The sequence below is a fragment of the Methylophaga sp. genome, assembly GCF_048266885.1.
GTDB lineage: Bacteria > Pseudomonadota > Gammaproteobacteria > Nitrosococcales > Methylophagaceae > Methylophaga.
On the sequence record NZ_JBLWYR010000005.1, the window covers coordinates 77,344 to 97,703 of the forward strand.

Annotated in this window: 20 protein-coding genes and 1 tRNA gene; 4 read left to right on the forward strand and 17 right to left on the reverse strand. The window is 42.5% G+C overall.

Annotated features, from left to right (window positions below; genetic code table 11):
* Positions 1-8: 8 nt before the first annotated feature.
* The 16 genes from ACN0V2_RS03765 to ACN0V2_RS03840 all read right to left on the reverse strand — a co-directional run bounded on the left by ACN0V2_RS03765 (position 9) and on the right by ACN0V2_RS03840 (position 15,774).
* Positions 9-968: a beta-ketoacyl-ACP synthase III gene (locus ACN0V2_RS03765; protein WP_417549452.1), complete on the reverse strand. Its 960-nt coding sequence runs from the start codon at positions 966-968 to the stop codon at positions 9-11.
* Entirely contained in the window at positions 965-1,984 is a 1,020-nt protein-coding gene (plsX, locus tag ACN0V2_RS03770) for a phosphate acyltransferase PlsX (protein WP_417549453.1), read from the reverse strand. Before plsX ends, ACN0V2_RS03765 begins: the two co-directional genes overlap by 4 nt.
* Positions 1,985-1,997: 13 nt before the next feature.
* Positions 1,998-2,177, reverse strand: coding sequence for a 50S ribosomal protein L32 (gene rpmF / locus ACN0V2_RS03775; protein WP_069295354.1), 180 nt, complete (start codon positions 2,175-2,177; stop codon positions 1,998-2,000).
* Between the two features lie 35 nt (positions 2,178-2,212).
* Positions 2,213-2,731, reverse strand: coding sequence for a YceD family protein (locus ACN0V2_RS03780; RefSeq protein WP_417549454.1), 519 nt, complete (start codon positions 2,729-2,731; stop codon positions 2,213-2,215).
* Positions 2,732-2,838: 107 nt separating this feature from the next.
* Positions 2,839-4,347 (reverse strand): amidophosphoribosyltransferase, encoded by a 1,509-nt coding sequence (gene purF / locus ACN0V2_RS03785; protein WP_417549455.1) that lies wholly within the window; start codon positions 4,345-4,347, stop codon positions 2,839-2,841.
* 18 nt (positions 4,348-4,365) lie between these two features.
* Entirely contained in the window at positions 4,366-4,857 is a 492-nt protein-coding gene (locus ACN0V2_RS03790) for a CvpA family protein (RefSeq protein WP_417549456.1), read from the reverse strand.
* Between the two features lie 111 nt (positions 4,858-4,968).
* The gene (locus ACN0V2_RS03795; protein ID WP_417549457.1) at positions 4,969-5,709 is read right to left on the reverse strand and encodes an SPOR domain-containing protein; all 741 of its coding nucleotides are present in this window, start codon (positions 5,707-5,709) and stop codon (positions 4,969-4,971) included.
* Between the two features lie 27 nt (positions 5,710-5,736).
* Entirely contained in the window at positions 5,737-8,172 is a 2,436-nt protein-coding gene (lon, locus tag ACN0V2_RS03800; protein WP_417549458.1) for an endopeptidase La, read from the reverse strand.
* A 145-nt stretch (positions 8,173-8,317) separates the two neighbouring features.
* A complete protein-coding gene (clpX, locus tag ACN0V2_RS03805) occupies positions 8,318-9,589 on the reverse strand; it encodes an ATP-dependent Clp protease ATP-binding subunit ClpX (RefSeq protein WP_417549459.1) in 1,272 nt (423 codons plus the stop codon).
* Between the two features lie 29 nt (positions 9,590-9,618).
* Positions 9,619-10,260, reverse strand: coding sequence for an ATP-dependent Clp endopeptidase proteolytic subunit ClpP (gene clpP / locus ACN0V2_RS03810; RefSeq protein WP_417549460.1), 642 nt, complete (start codon positions 10,258-10,260; stop codon positions 9,619-9,621).
* Positions 10,261-10,349: 89 nt separating this feature from the next.
* Entirely contained in the window at positions 10,350-11,648 is a 1,299-nt protein-coding gene (gene tig, locus ACN0V2_RS03815; protein ID WP_417549461.1) for a trigger factor, read from the reverse strand.
* 63 nt (positions 11,649-11,711) lie between these two features.
* Positions 11,712-11,796: transfer RNA gene (locus ACN0V2_RS03820), tRNA-Leu, on the reverse strand.
* A gap of 67 nt (positions 11,797-11,863) precedes the next feature.
* Entirely contained in the window at positions 11,864-13,315 is a 1,452-nt protein-coding gene (locus tag ACN0V2_RS03825) for an HDOD domain-containing protein (RefSeq protein ID WP_417549462.1), read from the reverse strand.
* Positions 13,312-14,235, reverse strand: coding sequence for a 5'-nucleotidase (locus tag ACN0V2_RS03830; RefSeq protein ID WP_417549463.1), 924 nt, complete (start codon positions 14,233-14,235; stop codon positions 13,312-13,314). Before ACN0V2_RS03830 ends, ACN0V2_RS03825 begins: the two co-directional genes overlap by 4 nt.
* Positions 14,236-14,237: 2 nt before the next feature.
* Positions 14,238-14,825: a nuclease-related domain-containing protein gene (locus ACN0V2_RS03835; protein WP_417549464.1), complete on the reverse strand. Its 588-nt coding sequence runs from the start codon at positions 14,823-14,825 to the stop codon at positions 14,238-14,240.
* A 40-nt stretch (positions 14,826-14,865) separates the two neighbouring features.
* Positions 14,866-15,774, reverse strand: a complete 909-nt coding sequence (locus ACN0V2_RS03840) for a cation diffusion facilitator family transporter (RefSeq protein WP_417549465.1) — start codon at positions 15,772-15,774, stop codon at positions 14,866-14,868.
* 91 nt (positions 15,775-15,865) lie between these two features.
* On the opposite strand from ACN0V2_RS03840, the gene ACN0V2_RS03845 reads away from it, so the two are divergent.
* Together ACN0V2_RS03845 and ACN0V2_RS03850 are read left to right on the forward strand one after the other, a co-directional pair.
* Positions 15,866-17,500 carry an alpha-D-glucose phosphate-specific phosphoglucomutase gene (locus ACN0V2_RS03845; RefSeq protein WP_417549466.1) on the forward strand — a complete coding sequence of 545 codons (1,635 nt, stop codon included), beginning with the start codon at positions 15,866-15,868 and terminating at the stop codon, positions 17,498-17,500.
* A 7-nt stretch (positions 17,501-17,507) separates the two neighbouring features.
* Positions 17,508-18,101, forward strand: coding sequence for a Maf family protein (locus ACN0V2_RS03850; RefSeq protein WP_417549467.1), 594 nt, complete (start codon positions 17,508-17,510; stop codon positions 18,099-18,101).
* Between the two features lie 28 nt (positions 18,102-18,129).
* On the opposite strand, the gene ACN0V2_RS03855 is transcribed toward ACN0V2_RS03850, so the two are convergent.
* Positions 18,130-18,534, reverse strand: a complete 405-nt coding sequence (locus tag ACN0V2_RS03855; RefSeq protein ID WP_417549468.1) for a hypothetical protein — start codon at positions 18,532-18,534, stop codon at positions 18,130-18,132.
* A gap of 54 nt (positions 18,535-18,588) precedes the next feature.
* On the opposite strand from ACN0V2_RS03855, the gene ACN0V2_RS03860 reads away from it, so the two are divergent.
* Entirely contained in the window at positions 18,589-19,686 is a 1,098-nt protein-coding gene (locus tag ACN0V2_RS03860) for an aminoglycoside phosphotransferase family protein (RefSeq protein ID WP_417549469.1), read from the forward strand.
* Entirely contained in the window at positions 19,683-20,357 is a 675-nt protein-coding gene (gene murU / locus ACN0V2_RS03865) for an N-acetylmuramate alpha-1-phosphate uridylyltransferase MurU (protein ID WP_417549470.1), read from the forward strand. Before ACN0V2_RS03860 ends, murU begins: the two co-directional genes overlap by 4 nt.
* Positions 20,358-20,360 lie beyond the last annotated feature (3 nt).

The following is a 20,360-nucleotide window of genomic DNA, read 5'->3' on the forward strand; positions in this document are numbered from 1 at the left end:
ACCTCAGATTAAAATTTGATGAGCGCTGAGCCCCAGGTAAACCCACCACCAAACGCTTCAAACAATAATGTTTCACCACGCTTAATGCGACCATCACGCACGGCAACATCAAGTGCCAGAGGGATAGATGCCGCCGAGGTATTACCATGGTCTTGAACAGTCACAACAACACTGTCCATAGACATGCTCAATTTTTTGGCTGTAGCCGCAATAATACGGATATTAGCTTGATGTGGAATAAGCCAGTCAATGTCATGCTTATCTAATTGATTAGCTTCGAGAGTTTCATCAACAATTTTGCTCAGGGTTTTGACGGCAACTTTGAAAACCTCATTACCTTGCATTTCTATATAGGCTGGATCTTCAGTTAACGCACTACCTGGCCCTGTCGGCACGTGTAACAAATTATTAAAGCTGCCATCACAATGAATATGTGTAGATAAAACCCCGGGTTCAGCAGATGCTTGAAGTACGACAGCACCAGCTCCATCGCCAAATAACACGCAGGTGTTACGGTCAGTCCAGTCGACTATACGTGAAAGGGTTTCTGCGCCAATAACCAAGACATTTTTGGCGCTACCCGATTTAATAAACTTGTCAGCAATCGTCAACGCATAAACAAATCCGGTACATACCGCTTGAATATCAAATGCCGGGCATCCATGAATGCCTAATTTTTGTTGGACTAGTGCCGCAGTGCTGGGGAAAATTCGAGTTGGGGTGGTAGTTGCGACAATAATCATATCGATGTCGCGAGGTTTTAAATCAGCAGCTGAGATAGCATTTTTAGCCGCATAAAAAGCTAAATCTGTAGTAGTCTCGTCGCTCGCCGCGATATGTCTTTTTTTGATACCGGTGCGATCAGTAATCCATTCATCACTAGTTTCAACCATTGATTCCAGATCAACATTGGTCAGAACTTTTTCAGGTAAATAGCTGCCCGTTCCCGCAATTCTGGAATAGATCACAACACTTGTTCCTCTAAAAGAGTCTCAAGATGTTTAGTGATATTCTTCGGTACATCTTTTCTAGCTTCCAGTACAGCGATATTAATTGCATTGGCAAAAGCAAACGCATCTGCTCCACCATGGCTTTTAATGACAATGCCTTGTAAACCAATCAGGTTCGCACCGTTAAAGGCACGAGGGTCGAGTTCTTTGCTAAAGCTTTTTAATACAGGATAGGCAATTAAACCGGCAATCTTGGTTAACCAGTTGCGATTAAAGGCTTGACGTAAATAATGTCGAATCATGTGAGCGACACCTTCACTGGCTTTTAACGCAACGTTACCCACAAAGCCATCACAGACCAGTACATCAACTTCGCCATGATAAAGTCCATCACCTTCGACAAAGCCGTAATAATTTAAATCGGTTTTAGCTAATAAACGAGCCGCTTCTTTTACCCGTTCATTACCTTTGATTTCTTCCGCGCCGACATTCAGTAGGCCTACTGTCGGGTTTGATTTTCCGTCAATTAACTCAGCCAAAACCGAGCCCATTAACGCAAATTGCACCAGATGCTCGGCAGTCGAGTCTACATTTGCCCCGAGATCGAGAACATAGGTGTGACCACGCATGGTAGGTAATGCGGTAATAATTGCAGGTCGTTCAATACCGGGCAGTGTTTTCAACACAAAACGAGCTGTTGCCATTAATGCGCCAGTATTTCCTGCACTGATACAAGCAGCAGCTTGACCATCTTTCACAAGATTTATGGCCACCCGCATGGACGAATCTTTTTTGCCGCGTAGTGCTGAGGATGGGGCTTCATCCATGCCAACTGTTTGGGAAGCATGGTGAATTTTCATACGGTGTTGGTCGGCAAACTGATGTTTAGCTAACTCTGCTGATATGGTTGCTTCATCGCCAACCAAAATCAGTTCTACATCCTTATGCCTTTCCAGCGTTGATATGGCAGCGGGGATCACGACTTGAGGTCCGTGATCCCCGCCCATAGCGTCGATCGAAATTGTTAAATTCAATTTCTGTTAAGCCTTATTCACTCTTGTCAGCAATAACTTTGCGGCCACGGTAGTAACCGTCAGCAGTCACATGGTGACGACGGTGTAATTCACCAGAAGTTGAATCAACAGATAAAGTCGATTCTGTTAATGCATCATGTGAACGACGCATACCGCGACGTGAAGGACTCTTTTTACTCTTTTGAACAGCCATGGCTTAAACTCCTAAACCCAATAACGATAAATAAATTACTTTTTCGATTTCAATGCAGATAATGCTGCAAACGGTGAGACTGGTTTCTCAGGCTCAATTTCTTCTTCTCCTGTTTGCCATAATTGTTCAGGCAGACATGAGTAATCATGTTTTGGCACAATCGGTAAAGCGAGAATCAACTCGTCTTCCACGACTTGTGCCGGATCAACTTGTTTCGCATCATTTAAGATCCAAGGCTCATATTGTTCTGCAAGCCCTTCTACCTTTCCTTCATGTCGAACCAATGCCAATATCGTTGTGATATTCATTGAATGTGCCATTGGCTCCATACAACGCTCACAAAGCAGATTGACTGTGACCGCAAATTGCCCACGCATAAAAGGCGTGCCGGTAGTATCAATATCGAATTGCATATCGATAGAAACCGTCCCCGAATCGTCATAAAGCATTTCACTCAAACGCGACATTTTACTGACCGGAATTTCTCCCGCTATCTGTAAACCGCTATGAGCAAAACGAAACGGATCAATCTCTCTTGGCAATTGCTGATGCATAATCGACGGGATTATATAAGAATTGGTATCAAACAGCAAAAAGCTGTTTATTCCCGCTGAATTTAGCAGGAATAGCTGTATGAGAATTGTAGTTAGGAATAAGCTGTTTAAACATCATTATGCAGTTCAATCGTGACATTACCTTCTTCACTACTTTGTTTTGACATGTCATTACGCAGCGCATCAATGTAATACAAATAAGTCTCATCGATATCGCCAGTAATGTAATCACCATCAAAACATGAAGTATCAAACCGCTTAACATCGCTTTTCTTGTTAATGGCTTCAACCAGATCTTGTAGATCCTGATAGATCAGCCAATCCACGCCAAGTTCTTTAGCAATTTGTTCGACATTACGGTTGTGCGCAACAAATTCTGACGGTGATGGCATATCAATGCCATATACATTGGGGAAACGAACTGGCGGTGCAGCAGATGCCAGGTATACTTTTTTCGCACCTGCATCACGAGCCATTTGCACGATTTGTTGTGAGGTCGTGCCACGAACAATTGAATCATCAACTAGCAGAACATTCTTGTCACGGAATTCTAAGTCGATGGCATTCAATTTCTGTCGAACCGATTTTTTGCGCTGTTGCTGACCAGGCATAATGAATGTACGCCCGATATAGCGATTTTTAATAAAGCCTTCGCGATAAACCACATCTAAATCATAGGCTAGTTGCAGTGCCGCACTGCGACTCGTGTCTGGAATTGGAATGACGACATCGATATCGTGATCGGGAAATTCACGTTTAATTTTTTGCGCTAACTTTGTCCCCATGCGCATACGGCTTTTATGCACCGAAATGCCATCCATCATAGAATCAGGTCGGGCAAAATAAACATATTCAAATATACAAGGCGATTTGATCGGGTTTTCCGCACATTGTTGACTATGAAAACTACCTTGCATATCAATAAAGACACATTCACCGGGCTGGACATCACGCATCAACTCAAAATCAAGCGTATCAATTGCGACACTCTCAGACGCCACAACATATTCTGTACCCAATTCAGTTTCCCGCTTACCAATAACTGCAGGACGTATGCCATAGGGATCACGAAATGCCAACATACCTACACCAGCAATCATCGCAACAACGGCATAAGCACCTTTGCAGCGTTTATGAACTTCTGAGACCGCTTTAAAAATATCTTCTGGTTGAGGTTTGAGTTTTCCAGAAGTCTGTAACTCGTGAGCGAGAACATTTAATAAGACTTCAGAATCAGAACCAGTATTAAGGTGACGACGATCGCTTTTGAACAGCTGATCGGATAAGACCTGTGCGTTTGTTAAATTGCCATTGTGGGCCAGAGCAATACCAAACGGAGAGTTGACATAAAATGGTTGTGATTCAGCCGAATTAGAACAACCTGCGGTAGGATATCGAATATGTCCAATACCCATTGACCCTTTTAGGCGAATCATATGACGAGTATGAAAAACATCTTTTACCAGTCCGTTATCTTTGCGTAGATAAAACCGTCCAGTTTGATCGCAAGTCATAATCCCCGCAGCATCTTGCCCCCGGTGTTGTTGAACAGTCAATCCATCGTAAAGCGCTTGATTGACTTCGGAATGACCTACAATACCAATAATTCCACACATAAAATCACCCTGTCAGGATTAGTTGAAGTTAACGTGTTCAGCGACATCGGTTGGTAAAAACTGCATCACCCAAACCGCTAAATCTTCAAAATGTTGTAACAATAATGAGTTTTGCCACCAGATATCCGATGGCATAGGTGTTACGCCTGCAGCCAGCACTAATATAGTGACGATTGCGACCCCTCTAAGAATACCGAAAATCACCCCAAGCGCACGGTCTGTGCCGCTAAGCCCTGTCTTTTCAACCAGTTGTGAAATCAAATGATTTACCAGTGCACCGAGTATTAATGTGACAACAAATAAGACAAAAAAAGCGACAAATAAACGTATGGTAGCTGTATCGATATATGGTGTTAACAAACTGGCAAAATTGGCAAAAAACATAAAAGCGACCCAAATGGCCACTGCCCAGCTAATTAACGAAAGTACTTCTTTTATGAAACCACGAACGATACTGATGCCCGACGAAATCAAAATAATGCCGATTATTAAATAATCTACCCAGTTCATTATGACTCCGCGTTGAGCAGCGTGTTAAAAGGGGCAATTTTAGCAGAAATACAGAAGCTAACCCAATATATTTACACAGATCATATTGCATATTTATGACTTTAAGATGCATTAAGGATATGGAAATATCTGGGTATTTAAATTCAACTTATTACGGATTGATTCTGCTGTTTTTTCTAGCGTTGCTCTATCTGGATTAGGCTGCAACCGCACTCGGTAAATAACATTCCCAGCTGAACGCGTTTGTTCAATCATCGGCTTATAACCAATTTCTTCTAGCTGTTTTTTCAAACTGGTTGCATTGGCCTCGACTGAAAAACTGCCTAGTTGTAGAATCCAGCGCGAAGTGGTTTCTGCTGAAGCAGAAGATTCTGTAGCCGCGGGTACAGGAGCAGGTTCAGGTTTTTTTTCAATTGGTGCCGGTGAAGGTTTCGGCTCTGGAGCTTTAGGTGCAGGCTCAGCTTTTGGAATTACGGGTTCTGGCTTGGACTCTGGAGCTTTAGGAGCAGGCTCTGATTTTGGAACTACGGGGGCAGGTTCTGGGGCCACTGTCTCAGGTTGCACGGGTTCTTTCACGAAATTTTCAGGTAATGATGTTGAGTTGCCTGTAACGTCAGGCTCAATCTCTACAAATGCTTCTTCAGATGATGAAATATCCATTTCCATTGCTTCATCATCATTATCTTTTACTGGTTCTATGACTGATGAAAACTGAATCGGCTCATCTTCTGGAACTTGTTTACCCGACTCAGTCTGACTGACTTTGGATAAAACGATATAAGCGAGCACGGCGATGAAAAAGACAAGCAAAAGCGTCCCGATTAAACGCTGTTGTTGTTTTTGAGTCATCATAAATCTCCGTTGCTCGCTTTTCTCAGGTTAGTGCCGATTTTGCGTATTTACTTCGTGAAAACTGGCCTGTTCTGGTGCTAGAACAGTGGCAGTATCTGGAGTAGGTAATACCTTAGTTGGCATATGTTGCAAGGCTTTTTCCAGAACTTCATTAATCCAGCGCACAGGAATAATTTCCAACCCAGATTTTACATTATCTGGAATTTCTCGTAAGTCCTTCACGTTATCTTTCGGTATTAAAACCGTATCGATTCCACCACGATGAGCAGCAAGTAATTTCTCTTTTAATCCACCAATTGCTAGCACTTCACCGCGAAGAGTAATCTCACCCGTCATCGCAACATTTGATTTCACTGGGATTCCAGTAATTGCAGAGACCAGTGCTGTACACATACCAATACCTGCGCTTGGACCATCTTTCGGTGTAGCGCCTTCAGGTACATGGATATGTAAATCATGACTCTGCAGATAATCCTCGGCAATGCCCCACTCTATTGCTCGTGAACGAACGACGGTGGTGGCGGCTTGAATGGATTCTTGCATTACATCACCAAGTTTACCGGTATAACTAGCTTTACCTTTACCTGGCATAACGGCAGACTCGATGGTTAACAATTCACCACCCACTTCTGTCCAGGCCAGACCAGTTACTTGACCGATACGATCATCTTCTTCTGCCACACCATATTGATAATGATAAACACCAAGATAATCTTCTAGGTTATCTGCAGTAACAATTACCTTCTCTGTGGGTGACTCACTCAGAATTTGTTTTACTAACTTACGGCAGATTTTCGATATCTCACGCTGCAGATTACGAACACCAGCTTCACGTGTATAACGGCGAATGATTTCCATCACTGCTTGAGATGTAATTTCAATCTCGTCCGCTTTTAAGCCATTATCTTTAATGGCTTTTGGCAACAGATACTGTAAAGCAATGTTCAATTTTTCATCTTCGGTATAGCCGGCAAGACGGATAATTTCCATACGGTCGCGTAATGCATCCGGAATATTCAAGGTGTTTGCGGTACAAACAAACATCACATCCGACAGATCGTATTCCACTTCCAGGTAGTGATCGGCAAAAGTCGAGTTTTGTTCCGGATCTAATACTTCTAATAATGCAGAAGCAGGATCACCACGGAAATCCTGGGCCATTTTGTCAATTTCATCCAACAAGAACAATGGGTTGCGAACACCGGTTTTGGAAATATTCTGAATTACTTTACCTGGCATAGAACCAATGTAGGTACGGCGATGACCACGGATTTCAGCTTCATCACGCACACCACCCAAGGCCATACGGCTGAATTTACGATTGGTCGCACGGGCAATTGATTGAGCGATCGATGTTTTACCAACACCAGGCGGTCCAACCAAACAAAGAATAGGACCTTTCAGTTTTTTAACGCGTTTTTGTACTGCGAGATATTCAATAATGCGTTCTTTGACTTTTTCCAGACCATAATGATCTTCATCAAGCACTTGCTGTGCATGCTCCAGATCCAAAGTCACCCGTGAGCGTTTTTTCCAGGGTACTTCAAGTAAATATTCAATGTAGTTACGCACGACAGTCGCTTCAGCAGACATCGGCGACATCATTTTTAATTTTTTCAGTTCAGATTCGGCTTTATCGCGTGCTTCTGTACTCATACCCGCAGTAGCAATTTTTTCTGCTAACTCTTCAACTTCATTGCCACTATCATCCAGTTCACCGAGTTCTTTCTGAACGGCTTTAAGCTGTTCGTTCAAATAGTATTCGCGCTGACTCTTTTCCATCTGCTTTTTAACGCGGTTACGGATACGTTTTTCGATCTGCTGAATATCAATTTCCGACTCAAGAAAAGCCATCAGTTTTTCGATGCGATCTTTAACATCAGACATTTCAAGCAAAATTTGCTTGTCCTCAAGTTTCAGAGTCATATGTGCTGCAACGGTATCCGCCATACGAGCAAGATCTTCGATGCTAGAAAGAGAAGCAATAACTTCTGGTGGAATTTTTTTGTTGAGTTTTACGTACTGCTCAAATTGCCCCAGCAAAGTGCGCATCAATACATCGGCTTCACGCTGATCAGGATGCTGATCAATGAAAGTAGCCACTTCAGCTTCACAGAATGCATTGCTATTGTCATACAACGCGACTTTGGCTCGTTGCGTGCCCTCAACCAATACTTTTACCGTACCATCTGGCAGTTTTAATAATTGCAGAATATTAGCCAGTGTCCCGGTTTCATAAAGATTCTCTGGTGCAGGCGAATCTTCGCCAGAATCTTTTTGAGCAACTAGTAAGACTTGTTTGTTTTCATCGGTGGCGTGTTCCAAAGCTTTGATGGATTTTTCACGCCCAACAAATAAAGGAATGACCATATGTGGATATACCACAACATCACGCAATGGCAGTACAGGTACTTTTTGTAAGGCATTGTCATCAGTTGATGCAGCTTCAAATTCTTTTTCCATCAATGCAGACCTCTTTAGGGAGTCAACAGACACGGTTATCGTGTGCGTGAAAACAATATGGGGACAGGCGTAAAGAAATCAAGCGTTCGGAGAAACCGAACGCATTGATATTAGCCAAAGTGTTTAAAGATCAATCAGGTAAAGATTATTTATCACCTGATGCGAGATCAGCAGGTTGATCTTCATAAATCAAAATAGGCGTGTTCTCACCGTTGATAACACTTTCATCCACTACCACTTTGGTTACGTTATCCAAAGACGGCAGGTCAAACATGGTATCTAACAGTACATTTTCAATAATAGAACGCAAACCACGGGCACCTGTTTTACGTTCCATCGCTTTACGGGCAATAGCTCGTAAAGCATCTGCTCTAAATTCTAATTCGCAATTTTCCAACTCAAACAATTTTTCATATTGTTTAGTTAATGCATTTTTTGGCTCAGTTAAGATCTGTACCAATGCCGCTTCATCAAGCTCTTCAAGTGTAGCAACAACTGGCAGACGACCAACAAACTCAGGAATTAATCCATATTGAATTAAATCTTCAGGTTCCACCACTCTTAATGCTTCACTGGAGGGAGCATTGGTATCAACGCTTTTAACATCAGCAGAAAAACCAATGCCACCTTTATGCGTACGGTTGCGGATAACTTTATCCAGACCGGCAAAAGCACCTCCGCAGATAAACAGGATTTTGCTGGTATCGACTTGCAGAAATTCTTGTTGAGGATGTTTTCTGCCACCTTGAGGTGGAACTGAAGCAATTGTACCTTCAATCAATTTTAGCAATGCCTGCTGAACACCCTCGCCCGATACATCTCGAGTAATTGAGGGGTTATCAGATTTTTTCGAAATCTTATCGATCTCATCAATATAGACAATGCCCGTTTCAGCTTTTTCAACATCGTAATCACATTTCTGCAATAACTTTTGAATAATATTTTCGACATCTTCACCAACATAACCTGCTTCAGTCAGAGTCGTCGCATCAGCCATGGTGAAAGGCACATTTAACTGTCTAGCCAATGTCTCGGCAAGTAAGGTTTTACCACTTCCGGTTGGGCCTATCAGCAGAATGTTACTTTTGGATAATTCTACATCATCGTTTTTGGTGCCATGACGCAAACGTTTGTAATGGTTATATACCGCTACAGATAAGACGCGTTTCGCTTTAACCTGACCGATAACATAATTGTTAAGGGCCGAATCAATCTCATGTGGTGAGGGTAATCTGGAATCTGCTTTTTCATCTGTTTTTTCTTGCAGCTCTTCACGAATAATATCGTTACAAAGCTCAACACATTCATCGCAGACAAATACTGAAGGTCCAGCGATCAATTTTTTTACTTCATGCTGACTTTTACCGCAGAATGAACAGTAAAGTAATTTGTCGTCGTTTTTTTTGTCGTCGCTCATCGCTCTACTTTCCTAACGTTTATGATTGCTTATGACTTTTCTTTTTCTGCAGGTCGGCTATTCATTACAGCATCAATTAAACCATATTCTGCTGCCTGTTCACCATTCATGAAGTTATCACGATCGGTATCACGTTCAATTTTCTCAATATCTTGACCGGTATGGTGCGCCATAATTCCATTCAATCGATCACGGATACTCAGAATCTCTTTGGCATGGATATCAATATCCGAGGCTTGTCCTTGGAAACCACCTAAAGGCTGATGCACCATAATGCGCGAATTGGGTAACGCAAAACGTTTGCCTTTAGCACCGGCAGTTAACAACAATGCACCCATGCTGGCAGCTTGGCCAATACACAACGTGCTGACTTGAGGTTTGATAAATTGCATGGTGTCGTAAATAGCCAGACCTGCAGTCACGGCTCCGCCTGGCGAATTAATATAAAGATGGATATCTTTATCGGGGTTTTCTGATTCCAGAAATAACATCTGCGCGACAATCAAATTCGCCATATGGTCTTCCACCTGACCGACTAGAAAGATAATGCGCTCTTTCAGCAGGCGGGAATATATGTCGTATGAACGTTCACCACGTGAAGTCTGTTCAACTACGATTGGAACCAATGCATTTTGAACTGGATTGAGTTGCTCAGAAAATATAGTGCTCATAGCGGTCCTGTTTTAATGCCAAATAAAAAATAACCCGTGCCCAAAAGTTTGAGCACGGGCTGTCTTTGTATAAAAACTTGCTAGTGCCTTTAGGCTATAGCATTCATCACTTCAGAAAATGAGGATGCTTTTTCTTCCACTTTAACATTATCGTAAATCCATTCAACAACAGTATCTTCAACAACCATCATTTGGATTTCAGATAATTTATCCTGATTGGTCATGTAATAGTTCATGACATCTTCAGGATCTTCGTAACTGGCAGCAATTGCTTCAATTGCTTCGCGAACCTGTTTTTCTTCAGGTTGAATTTTGTTATCAGAGATAATCTTACCGATAAGCAGACTTAGTTTTACACGTTTTTCCGCGTTTTCTTTGAAGTTGCTTAATTCAAAAGGTAAACCTTCAACGTTTACACCTTGATTGCGCAGATTATTTTTAGCTTGCTCCATCAAATAATTTGCTTCACGTTCAACCGGAGCTTCAGGCAATGCAATGTCATTATTAGCTGCAACGCTATCCATTGCTTTGCGTTTATTCACATTTTTCAAAGCAGCGGCAAGTTCACGTTCCATATTTGAACGTACTTCTTTTTTCAATGCGGCTAAGCCACCTTCAACACCACAAAGCTCCGCAAACTCTTTATCTAGTTTAGGTAGTTTTTTCTTAGCGACTTGTTTAACAGTTACAGCAAAATCCGCTTTTTTACTGCGTAGATGCTCAGCGCGGTAATCTTCTGGGAAAGTCATCGAAATGGTTAATTCTTGGTCTGGCTTAACGCCAACTAACTGTTGTTCAAACTCAGGCAGCATGCTGCCGTTGCCGATAACAACCAAAACATCCTGACCTTTACCACCTTGGAATTCTTCACCATCGATGCTGCCTACAAAATCAATGGTCACGCCATCTTCTTCTTTGGCTGCCCGTTTCAATGGTTCCCAGCTCATGCGTTGTTCACGCAACGTTTCAAGCATTTTATCGACATCTTCATCAGTTACTTCAGCAACTGTTTTTTCTAGCTTAATACCCTTCAGCTTTACTGCATCTAATTCTGGGAAGATTTCATAATTCAAGGTGTAAATCAGTGCAGCCTCTTCTTCCTTCATACTATCGATATGCGGAGGGCTTGCAGGATTAACTTTCTCTTGAGTGAATGCTTCACGCATGCTGTCTTGAACGATTTGGTCAATCACTTCACGACGTGCTGAGGGACCATGTGTTTTAACCAACATGTTCATTGGAACTTTACCTGGACGGAAGCCAGCCATTCGAACTGATGGGCGGATAGAAACTAATCGTTTTTGAACAGCTTGTTCAATATTCGCATCTTCCACAGTGATGGTCATTTTACGACCAAGTTCGCTGACATTTTCTACAGTTACTTGCATTCTTTAAACCTCAAACACGGGGATTAAGCGCATTGATGGTGTCTTAGCACCAACAATTGTAAATGGTACGAGAGGAGAGACTCGAACTCTCACAGGTTACCCTACTGGAACCTAAATCCAGCGCGTCTACCAATTCCGCCACTCTCGCAATTCGTTATAGATATGCTTACGTATCTAATCAAGTCGGCCATTATAGCCAGATAAACTAACCAAAACTAGCCTTGTATTGTCAAAAATGCGAATGCCAAGGCTGCTTGCTGGCAAAACTGCCGAAAAGCAATAAGATCCTGCTGCTCTATTACTCTATTTGAAGCATGCCTGTCAGCCAGAAATAACCCGAAGGGTTTATTAGATCTTTTTAACGGCATAGCTAACAGCGATTGAACATCAAAAACCCCATTACCTTCTTGAAGAAGTTTTTTCATAACTGCCGGTTGTGATTTATCGAGTAGCACGGCATCTTCCGCTGACAATAAATCTTTAAACAGGCTGGATGATTTGCTATCAATTGTTATTTTAAACAGCTCACATAATTGCTCATTTTGATGCCCCATAGCATATCGGCAATTAAGCTGGGATTTGTCAGCCGATAAAACCGCAAACACCACCCTGTCCATACCAGCACCACGATAAATACCCTCCATCACCATTTCAAGTATCTGATTAATACTTCTATGTTCCTGAATGGCTTGGGAGATATCTTGCAAGATGCGTAATTGAATAGCTTGATCAGGAGCAAAATAAAGCGTTGTCTCTTCAACATCAACTACTGGTTCACTAAGCGTATCATCACTCAGCTGAATGTCATCAGGTAAAGGGATCAGTCCCTGAGCTCGCTCTATACCAGTCAGGTTCAATAATTGTTGTGCTGCCAAGGCGCTGTCATAAACCGATACCACTAAGGTTTCTTTTGTACTGTGAGTGAGTGTTGCGGTTTGCTCAAACCATGGCGCGAGCTTAGTCATATCCCAGGATTTTCTGGTTTCAAAGGCTAATTTTCCGGCATAACGAATGATCTGTACGGCTTCAGATTTATCATGTGAACGAAAACTTTGAACCAGTAAATCATTTAATGACCAAGCTTCGGCAAGGCCTTGAGTGAGTTGCTGCAATGAATATCCTAAGACTTCTATCTCGGCGGAAACGGTTGATTCTGCTTGCTCATATGCGCTGACTGTTTTTTCATCGGCAAATGCCCAAAAGGTTAGATAGCCCAGACGCGAGAGCAATGCCGCAATAAAAATATCTTCAGGCAATTCAGAATGACATAAGGTGGCCATATTCTGGGCCTGTACTGCAGCATGCAGTGATATTGCCATTTCTTTAAGCACTTTATCATGACGTTTACTGGCTTTTAATGAATCAATTAACACCAAAGTCAGTGCCAACACTTTGACCTGCTCAAAACCTAACAACATTAATGCACGTGACACCGTATTAATATGATGTCCCTGGGGATTGTAATAAACGCTATTCGCCATTTTTAGTAAGCGGCCAGTTAAAGCGGCATCACGCAAAATGACCTGCGCGACATCTACTGCCGCACTATCCTCTTGTTCGAGGATTTTATTAATTTCCAGCATGGTATTGGGAAAGACGGGCATGTGTTTATCGGTCAATTGGCGGATAAAGCGTTGAGCTGCGACCGGCATTGGTGTCAGTGTCATTCAGTTTCTTCTTTGACAATAATCTGATTAGCAATGCCATGCGGAACGTGTCCGGTAGCAACATGATCTCTTGCCGAGATGCAATGACGCTCTTGATCGTCAAAGAAGATATCGGCGCCAAATGATTTTAGAAACGGGCCTTTCTCCATACCGCCGAGAAAGATTGCCTCATCAATACGAATTCCCCATTCACGCAAAGTACGGATCACTCGTTCGTGGGCCGGTGCTGAACGAGCGGTTACCAATGCTGTGCGAATCGGCGAGCCATTTTCTGGGTATTCGGTTTGGATTTGATTTAAGGCCATTAAAAAGTCTTTAAAAGGACCGCCTGATAAAGCTTGTCTTGCTGTTTGTTGTTCATTCTGAGTAAAGGCTTCAAGGCCGCGCTCTTTAAAGATACGCTCAGATTCATCTGAAAATAAAACAGCATCCCCGTCAAAGGCAATGCGAAGCTGATCTGATTCAGAGTTATTACCCAGATTGGACGGCAAGATTGTCGCAGCAGCGATTCCCGCCTCAAGTGCCATACGCACGTCTTCCGGGCTAGTTGATAAAAACAGATTGGCACTGAATGGAGCGACATAACGATATGGGCTACTGCCGGAGGTAAATACAGCACGGATGATGCCTAACTTATGATGTTGAATTGAGTTAAATACACGTAACCCTGTATCGGCGCTGTTGCGGGATAACAAGATGATTTCAACACGAGGGGTATTGGGATTGTTGTCATTTAACGCCAGTAACTTTTTAACCAAATTAAAAGCACCGCCTGGCGATAATGGCACATCTTCGTTTTCGATCTGAAACTGGCAATAGGCTTCGGTGCCCTGCTCTTCATAGATGCGGTGGCTTTCATCCAAATCAAACAAAGCACGTGATGAAATTGCCACCACCAATGGTTTTGTAGGCTTTTCCACGGTTACTCCCTGATTAACGACTGTGTGTCGATTCGAACGTTCTGTTTAATGACATCCCACATTTTTTCTCGAACTTCTGCAGGTAATTTTGGGCTATTAAATAATCTTTGCATATCCTGTTCAAAACTCGGCAACACAGATACCGCAGCTGGTTTACCTTTGGGAAAATTGCTGTCTGCAGTAAACACCACATGACAAAATACTGGCATTTTAGGTATCAGCGAGCGGATAGCCTGACGTGCGTTCTCAAGATGATGCAAAGGATTAGTGAATTTATAACTGCGGCCATCAACAATTTGGGTCCATTGTTCAATTTTCTCAGCACCAAATAAATGACCGCTGATCGGATAGTCACGCAAAATTAGAATGCCTTGTTCCAACAGAAAAATCTTTTCAATTTCCAGTAAGCCGCCTAATCCATCAGGAAGAATGACATTTTTGAGTTCATCCTGTTTATACGGTTTTAACACTTGTTCAATCTGGATCTGTGAATAACTTTTCCGAACAAAACGCCGATAGAGTAACCAGATTATCAAGATTAAAACTATGCTCAGCCCGCCGGCTAACTCTACAGAAAATTTTTCAAGCAAACGAATACTACTCCTCATGTTTTCGTACATTATACGGCGTTCACGATAGGCTATGCTCAATTGACTTATCGTTAAGTGGATCCTGATGAATAATAATTTCTACGTCATCAAATAAAGCACGAACATCCTGACTTACCTTGTCACTGACTTCATGTGCTTGCTGCAAGCTCATTTCAGGATCTAGCTCTAGATGTAACTGAATAAAAACCGTGACACCTGAACGCCGAGTTCGCAAATCATGCATGCCTTTAACTTGGGGATGATTCAATACCAATTGCATTATCTGTTGTCGTTCAGCATCGGTAATTTCATGATCCATCAATAAATCAATGGCATCTCGAAGTATCTTCCATGCGCTAAACAAGACATAGAAAGCAATTAATACCGCCATTAATGGATCAAACCAGATTAAGCCAAACTGTGTTAAGAGCAATGCAATGATGACGCTGAAATTAACCAATAAATCCGATTGGTAATGTAGGGAATCTGCCCTGATAGCCGAAGACTTGGTTTTTTTTATGACAAATCGCTGTAACAGCAATAACCCAATCGTAGCGAGCATAGAAAACAGCATGACTGCCACACCTAGTTCTATTCCCGCGGTCAGCGGTTGAGGATTAACGAGTCGACCGCTTGCCTGAAATAACAGCATGATCGCAGAACCGGCAATAAACATGGATTGACCTACCGCCGCTATAGCTTCAGCTTTGCCATGACCAAAACGATGTTCTTTATCAGCGGGCTGCAAAGCGTGGTGAATTGCTAACAGGTTGACTAAAGAAGCGAGTAAATCAAGACTGGAATCAATCAGACTTGCCAGAATACTGATTGAATCCGAGAGATACCAAGCGATGAGCTTGGCGGCAATGAGTACAAAGGCCGTCAACACAGAAGCGTAGCTGGCTAAGCGCATTAATGTTGCATTATCGAAGTGTTGAGACCGTAACATGTTCTCAGTATAGTGAGACGCAACCTTTGTGCAAAGCAGTAATGCACTGTCTTTAAATAGCCCATTATTTCGCCTTTTTTCAGGAACTATCATGTCGATCAGCAACATCACCACTCAGCCGTTTAATGATCAACGACCCGGCACTTCAGGATTGCGCAAGCGAGTTCGTGTGTTTCAACAAAAACATTATCTGGAAAACTTTGTACAATCCATGTTTGATGCCATCGGCGACACCCAAAATCAAACCCTGGTTATTGGTGGTGATGGCCGTTTTTACAATGAGACGGCGATTCAGACCATAGTGAAAATGGCGGTGGTGAATGGCTTCAAACGATTAATTATCGGTCAAAACGGACTGCTTTCTACACCAGCTGCATCATGTGTTATTCGAAAATACCAAGCCTTTGGAGGCGTTATTCTGTCGGCCAGCCATAATCCCGCCGGTCAGGATGGTGATTTTGGTATCAAATTCAATATTCGTAATGGTGGCCCGGCGCCGGAAAGCATTACTGAAGCTATTTTTCAAATTAGTCAAAAAATTACGTCTTATCGTATTTTCGAATGTGATGATATTTCGCTTTCCGAAATAGGCACTCAATACCTTCAGGATATGCAGATAGATATCATTGATCCGGTTGCCGATTACGCCGAATTAATGGCCGATATTTTTGATTTTCCAGCGATTCGTGCCCTTTTATGCAATGGTCGCTTTCAAATGCGCTTTGATGCAATGCACGCCATTACTGGCCCTTATGCCAAAGAAATCCTCGAAAAACGTCTGGGAGCCGAAATAGGCACAGTGATTAATGGCATTCCTCAAGCGGATTTTGCCGGAGGCCATCCCGATCCTAATCTCACCTACGCGCCAGAATTGGTCGCAGAATTATTCGCTGAGAATGGTCCGGATTTTGGCGCAGCATCAGATGGCGATGGCGATCGTAATATGATCCTGGGACACGGCATCTTTGTCACACCATCAGACAGTCTCGCTATATTGGCAGCTAATGCAGAACTGATCCCTGCATATCAGGAAGGTCTTAAAGGTATCGCCCGCTCGATGCCAACCAGCCAGGCAGCAGACCGTGTTGCAAAAGCATTGAATATACAGATGCATGAAACTCCAACTGGTTGGAAGTTTTTTGGCAATCTACTTGATGCTGATATGGCTACCTTGTGTGGTGAAGAAAGCTTCGGCACTGGGTCGAATCATATCCGTGAAAAAGACGGGTTATGGGCAGTTTTATTCTGGTTGAATATTCTTGCCGTCAGACAACAATCTGTCAGTGAGATTGTTCGACAGCATTGGCAGAAATATGGCCGGAATTATTACACCCGTCATGATTATGAAGAGATTCCGACCGATAAAGCCAATCAGTTAATCGAACATTTGCAACAGCAATTGCCTCAATTGGCAGGTCAGGATTTAAATGGTTATAAAGTGGAGTATGCGGATAACTTCAGTTATCACGATCCCATTGATAACAGTATTTCTGAAAAACAGGGTATCCGTATTGGCTTTACCGATGGTTGCCGTATTATCTTTAGATTGTCCGGCACCGGCACCCAAGGCGCAACGCTAAGGGTGTATATCGAAGCTATTGAAGATAATCCGGAAAAATTGTTTGAAGATACCCAAACACGATTAAAAGATTTAATTGATTTGGCTAATGAGATTGCAGCAATCCAATCAATCACTGGCCGCACTGCTCCCACCGTTATTACTTAGGCTTTACATGCAAACATTAATATTAGGATCCAGCTCCCCTTTCCGGGCTGAACTGCTGGCTAAATTACATTTGGATTTTATGACTGCTTCACCGGATATCGATGAAAGCCCACTAGCAAATGAAAAACCCGAACAGCTGGTAAAACGTCTTGCAGAAGCCAAAGCCCGTAAAATTGCAGAGCAACATCCAGATAGTCTGATTATTGGGTCGGATCAAGTGGCTGTGTTAAACGGTCACATAATGGGTAAGCCTGGCAACCATATCAGAGCGACAGAACAACTTACTGCTGCGGCTGGCAATAAAGTTACCTTTATGACAGGATTGGCTTTGTATAACGCTGCTAATGACTCAATGCAGTCGTTGGTGGATAATTTTGAGGTGATATTCAGACCACTTTCTGCCGCACAAATAGAATTTTATTTGTCGACTGAACAACCATATCAATGTGCAGGAAGTTTTAAATCTGAAGGGTTTGGAATCAGTTTATTTCAGGAACTGCGTGGTCAGGATCCAAATAGTTTAATTGGATTACCACTGATTCGTTTGATTGAACTGCTGGCCAACGAAGGTGTTGATGTGTTGGCTCAGCAGTCCAGATAAAGCCTATGAAAGGTCAACAGCCCCTAGATTATTGCTGTTTACTTTTTTCAACGTTTTCCATTGCTGCAGCCTGAGCTGCCATGTTATTCATTGCTTGCCCCATCAACTGACGTGCTGCTTTTGAACGTAAACTTCTGGCCATTCCCTCGGTAAGTCCAGGGTTTACATTGTTTGCAGTTAATAATTCTTTCAGCTCATCCAATTTTGGCTCACAAGATTGCAGAATTTCATCAGCATTTTGTGTTGCGTCCTTCCCTGTTTTATTAGCATTTAAACGAGATTGCATCATGCATTTGTTGTAAGCAGTAATGTTCGTTGTCATTTCATTAATCGCTTCTTGGGGCATATCCCATGGTGTCAAAATGGACTCTTCCGCCATTGCAAAAGTGCTAAATAAAGCTAGTGAACCAGCAGCAAGATAGTGCTTAATCATTAAATCCTCTCCAGATATTTATAGTTTTTTTGGTGCCATGCTGAGACCGCGCTAATGGGGCAAATTATCCCATTGAGTGCGAATACGCTACAATCTGCCATCACCTTAAATTCAGTGACCACTTGTGAGCCTGATTTCTCAAACTTATTACGCACTTCCCAGATGAACAATACACAAGATATACGCTTTCAACAGTTGCAACAATGGTTGCAAAACTTTGTAACCGATAAAACCTATTCGTTAAAACCTGCCTCCAGCGATGCCAGCTTTCGCCGTTATTTCCGACTAACGCAACAACATGGCAGTCTTATCGTTATGGATTCGCCTCCAGAGCATGAAGATAATCAGGCATTCATTAAAGTTGCGACATTGTTGGAACAATACGGGCTAAATGTTCCGCATATCTATCAACAGGATCTGCAAAGTGGTTTTTTGATTCTGAACGATTTGGGAAACACGCCATACCTTTCTCAGTTATCAGCAACAACGGCTGATGAGCTGTATAAAAATGCTATCGACAACCTGATAACCTTGCAGAAAATTCCCATTGAAAATCAGCTTTTACCTAAATATGATGCCGCATTGTTAGAACGCGAGATGCGGCTGTTTGATGATTGGTTTCTGCAAACACATTTAAAGTTAACACCGCCAGACTGGTTAACAGCTACCTATGATTTGTTAATCGACAATGCCTTGTCTCAACCCCAAGTTCTGGTACATCGGGATTTTCATTCTCGTAATCTGATGTTTTTACCCGGAAAAGCTCCCGGTATCATTGATTTTCAGGATGCGGTGATTGGCGCCATTAGCTATGACTTGGTTTCATTGTTGCGTGATGTGTATATTCAATGGTCTCCGGCTGAACAACAACAGTGGGTTACATATTATATTGAGCAGGCACAACAGCACAGATTGTTAACTTCTGAGCAAGCAGAACATTTCCCTCGCTGGTTTGATTTAATGGGCTTACAACGTCATCTTAAAATACTGGGGATCTTCTGCCGACTTAATTATCGCGACAATAAACCTAATTATATTAATGATTTAGCAGTGACTTTAAATTACGTTTATCAAGTTTGTGAGCGCTATCCAGAGCTACAGAAACTCTATCAATATCTTATTGAACAACCCAAAATTGCGGCCATAAAATGAAAGTAATGATCCTGGCAGCTGGTCGTGGTGAACGACTTAGACCTCTTACTGATCACACGCCAAAGCCTTTGCTACATGCCGGGCCAAAACGTTTAATTGAGTATTTGATTGAGAAACTAGTCGATGACGGCCTTAAGGATATTGTGATTAATCATGCCCACCTTGGTGAGCAATTTGAGCCCATATTGGGTAATGGTGAACGTTACCGCGCTAATTTTGAATATTCAGCAGAAGTCACTGGCGGTCTGGAAACGGCTGGTGGAATTATTCAGGCGTTACCTTTGTTAAGCAATGAGCCCTTTCTGGTGGTGAATGGCGATATCTGGACCGATTTTCCATTTGATACTTTGGCTAAAATAAACTTAACAAAAGAACAACTATGCCATTTGGTTATGGTGAATAATCCTGCGCACAATCCTGCTGGAGATTTTTATCTTAATGCCGATGGTTTGCTATCACTTGAAGGTGAACCCAAACTGACGTTCAGTGGTATTGGAGTTTATCGTCCAGAGATGTTTGCCAATCATCCGGTCGCCAAACTGGCCTTGAAGCCTTTTTTGATTGAAGCAATGAAGCATAAGCGAGCCACGGGGATTCACTATCAGGGACAGTGGTCTGATATTGGAACTGTCGAGCGCTTAACCTCATTGACTAAGCAACTCGACGTTTAAAAC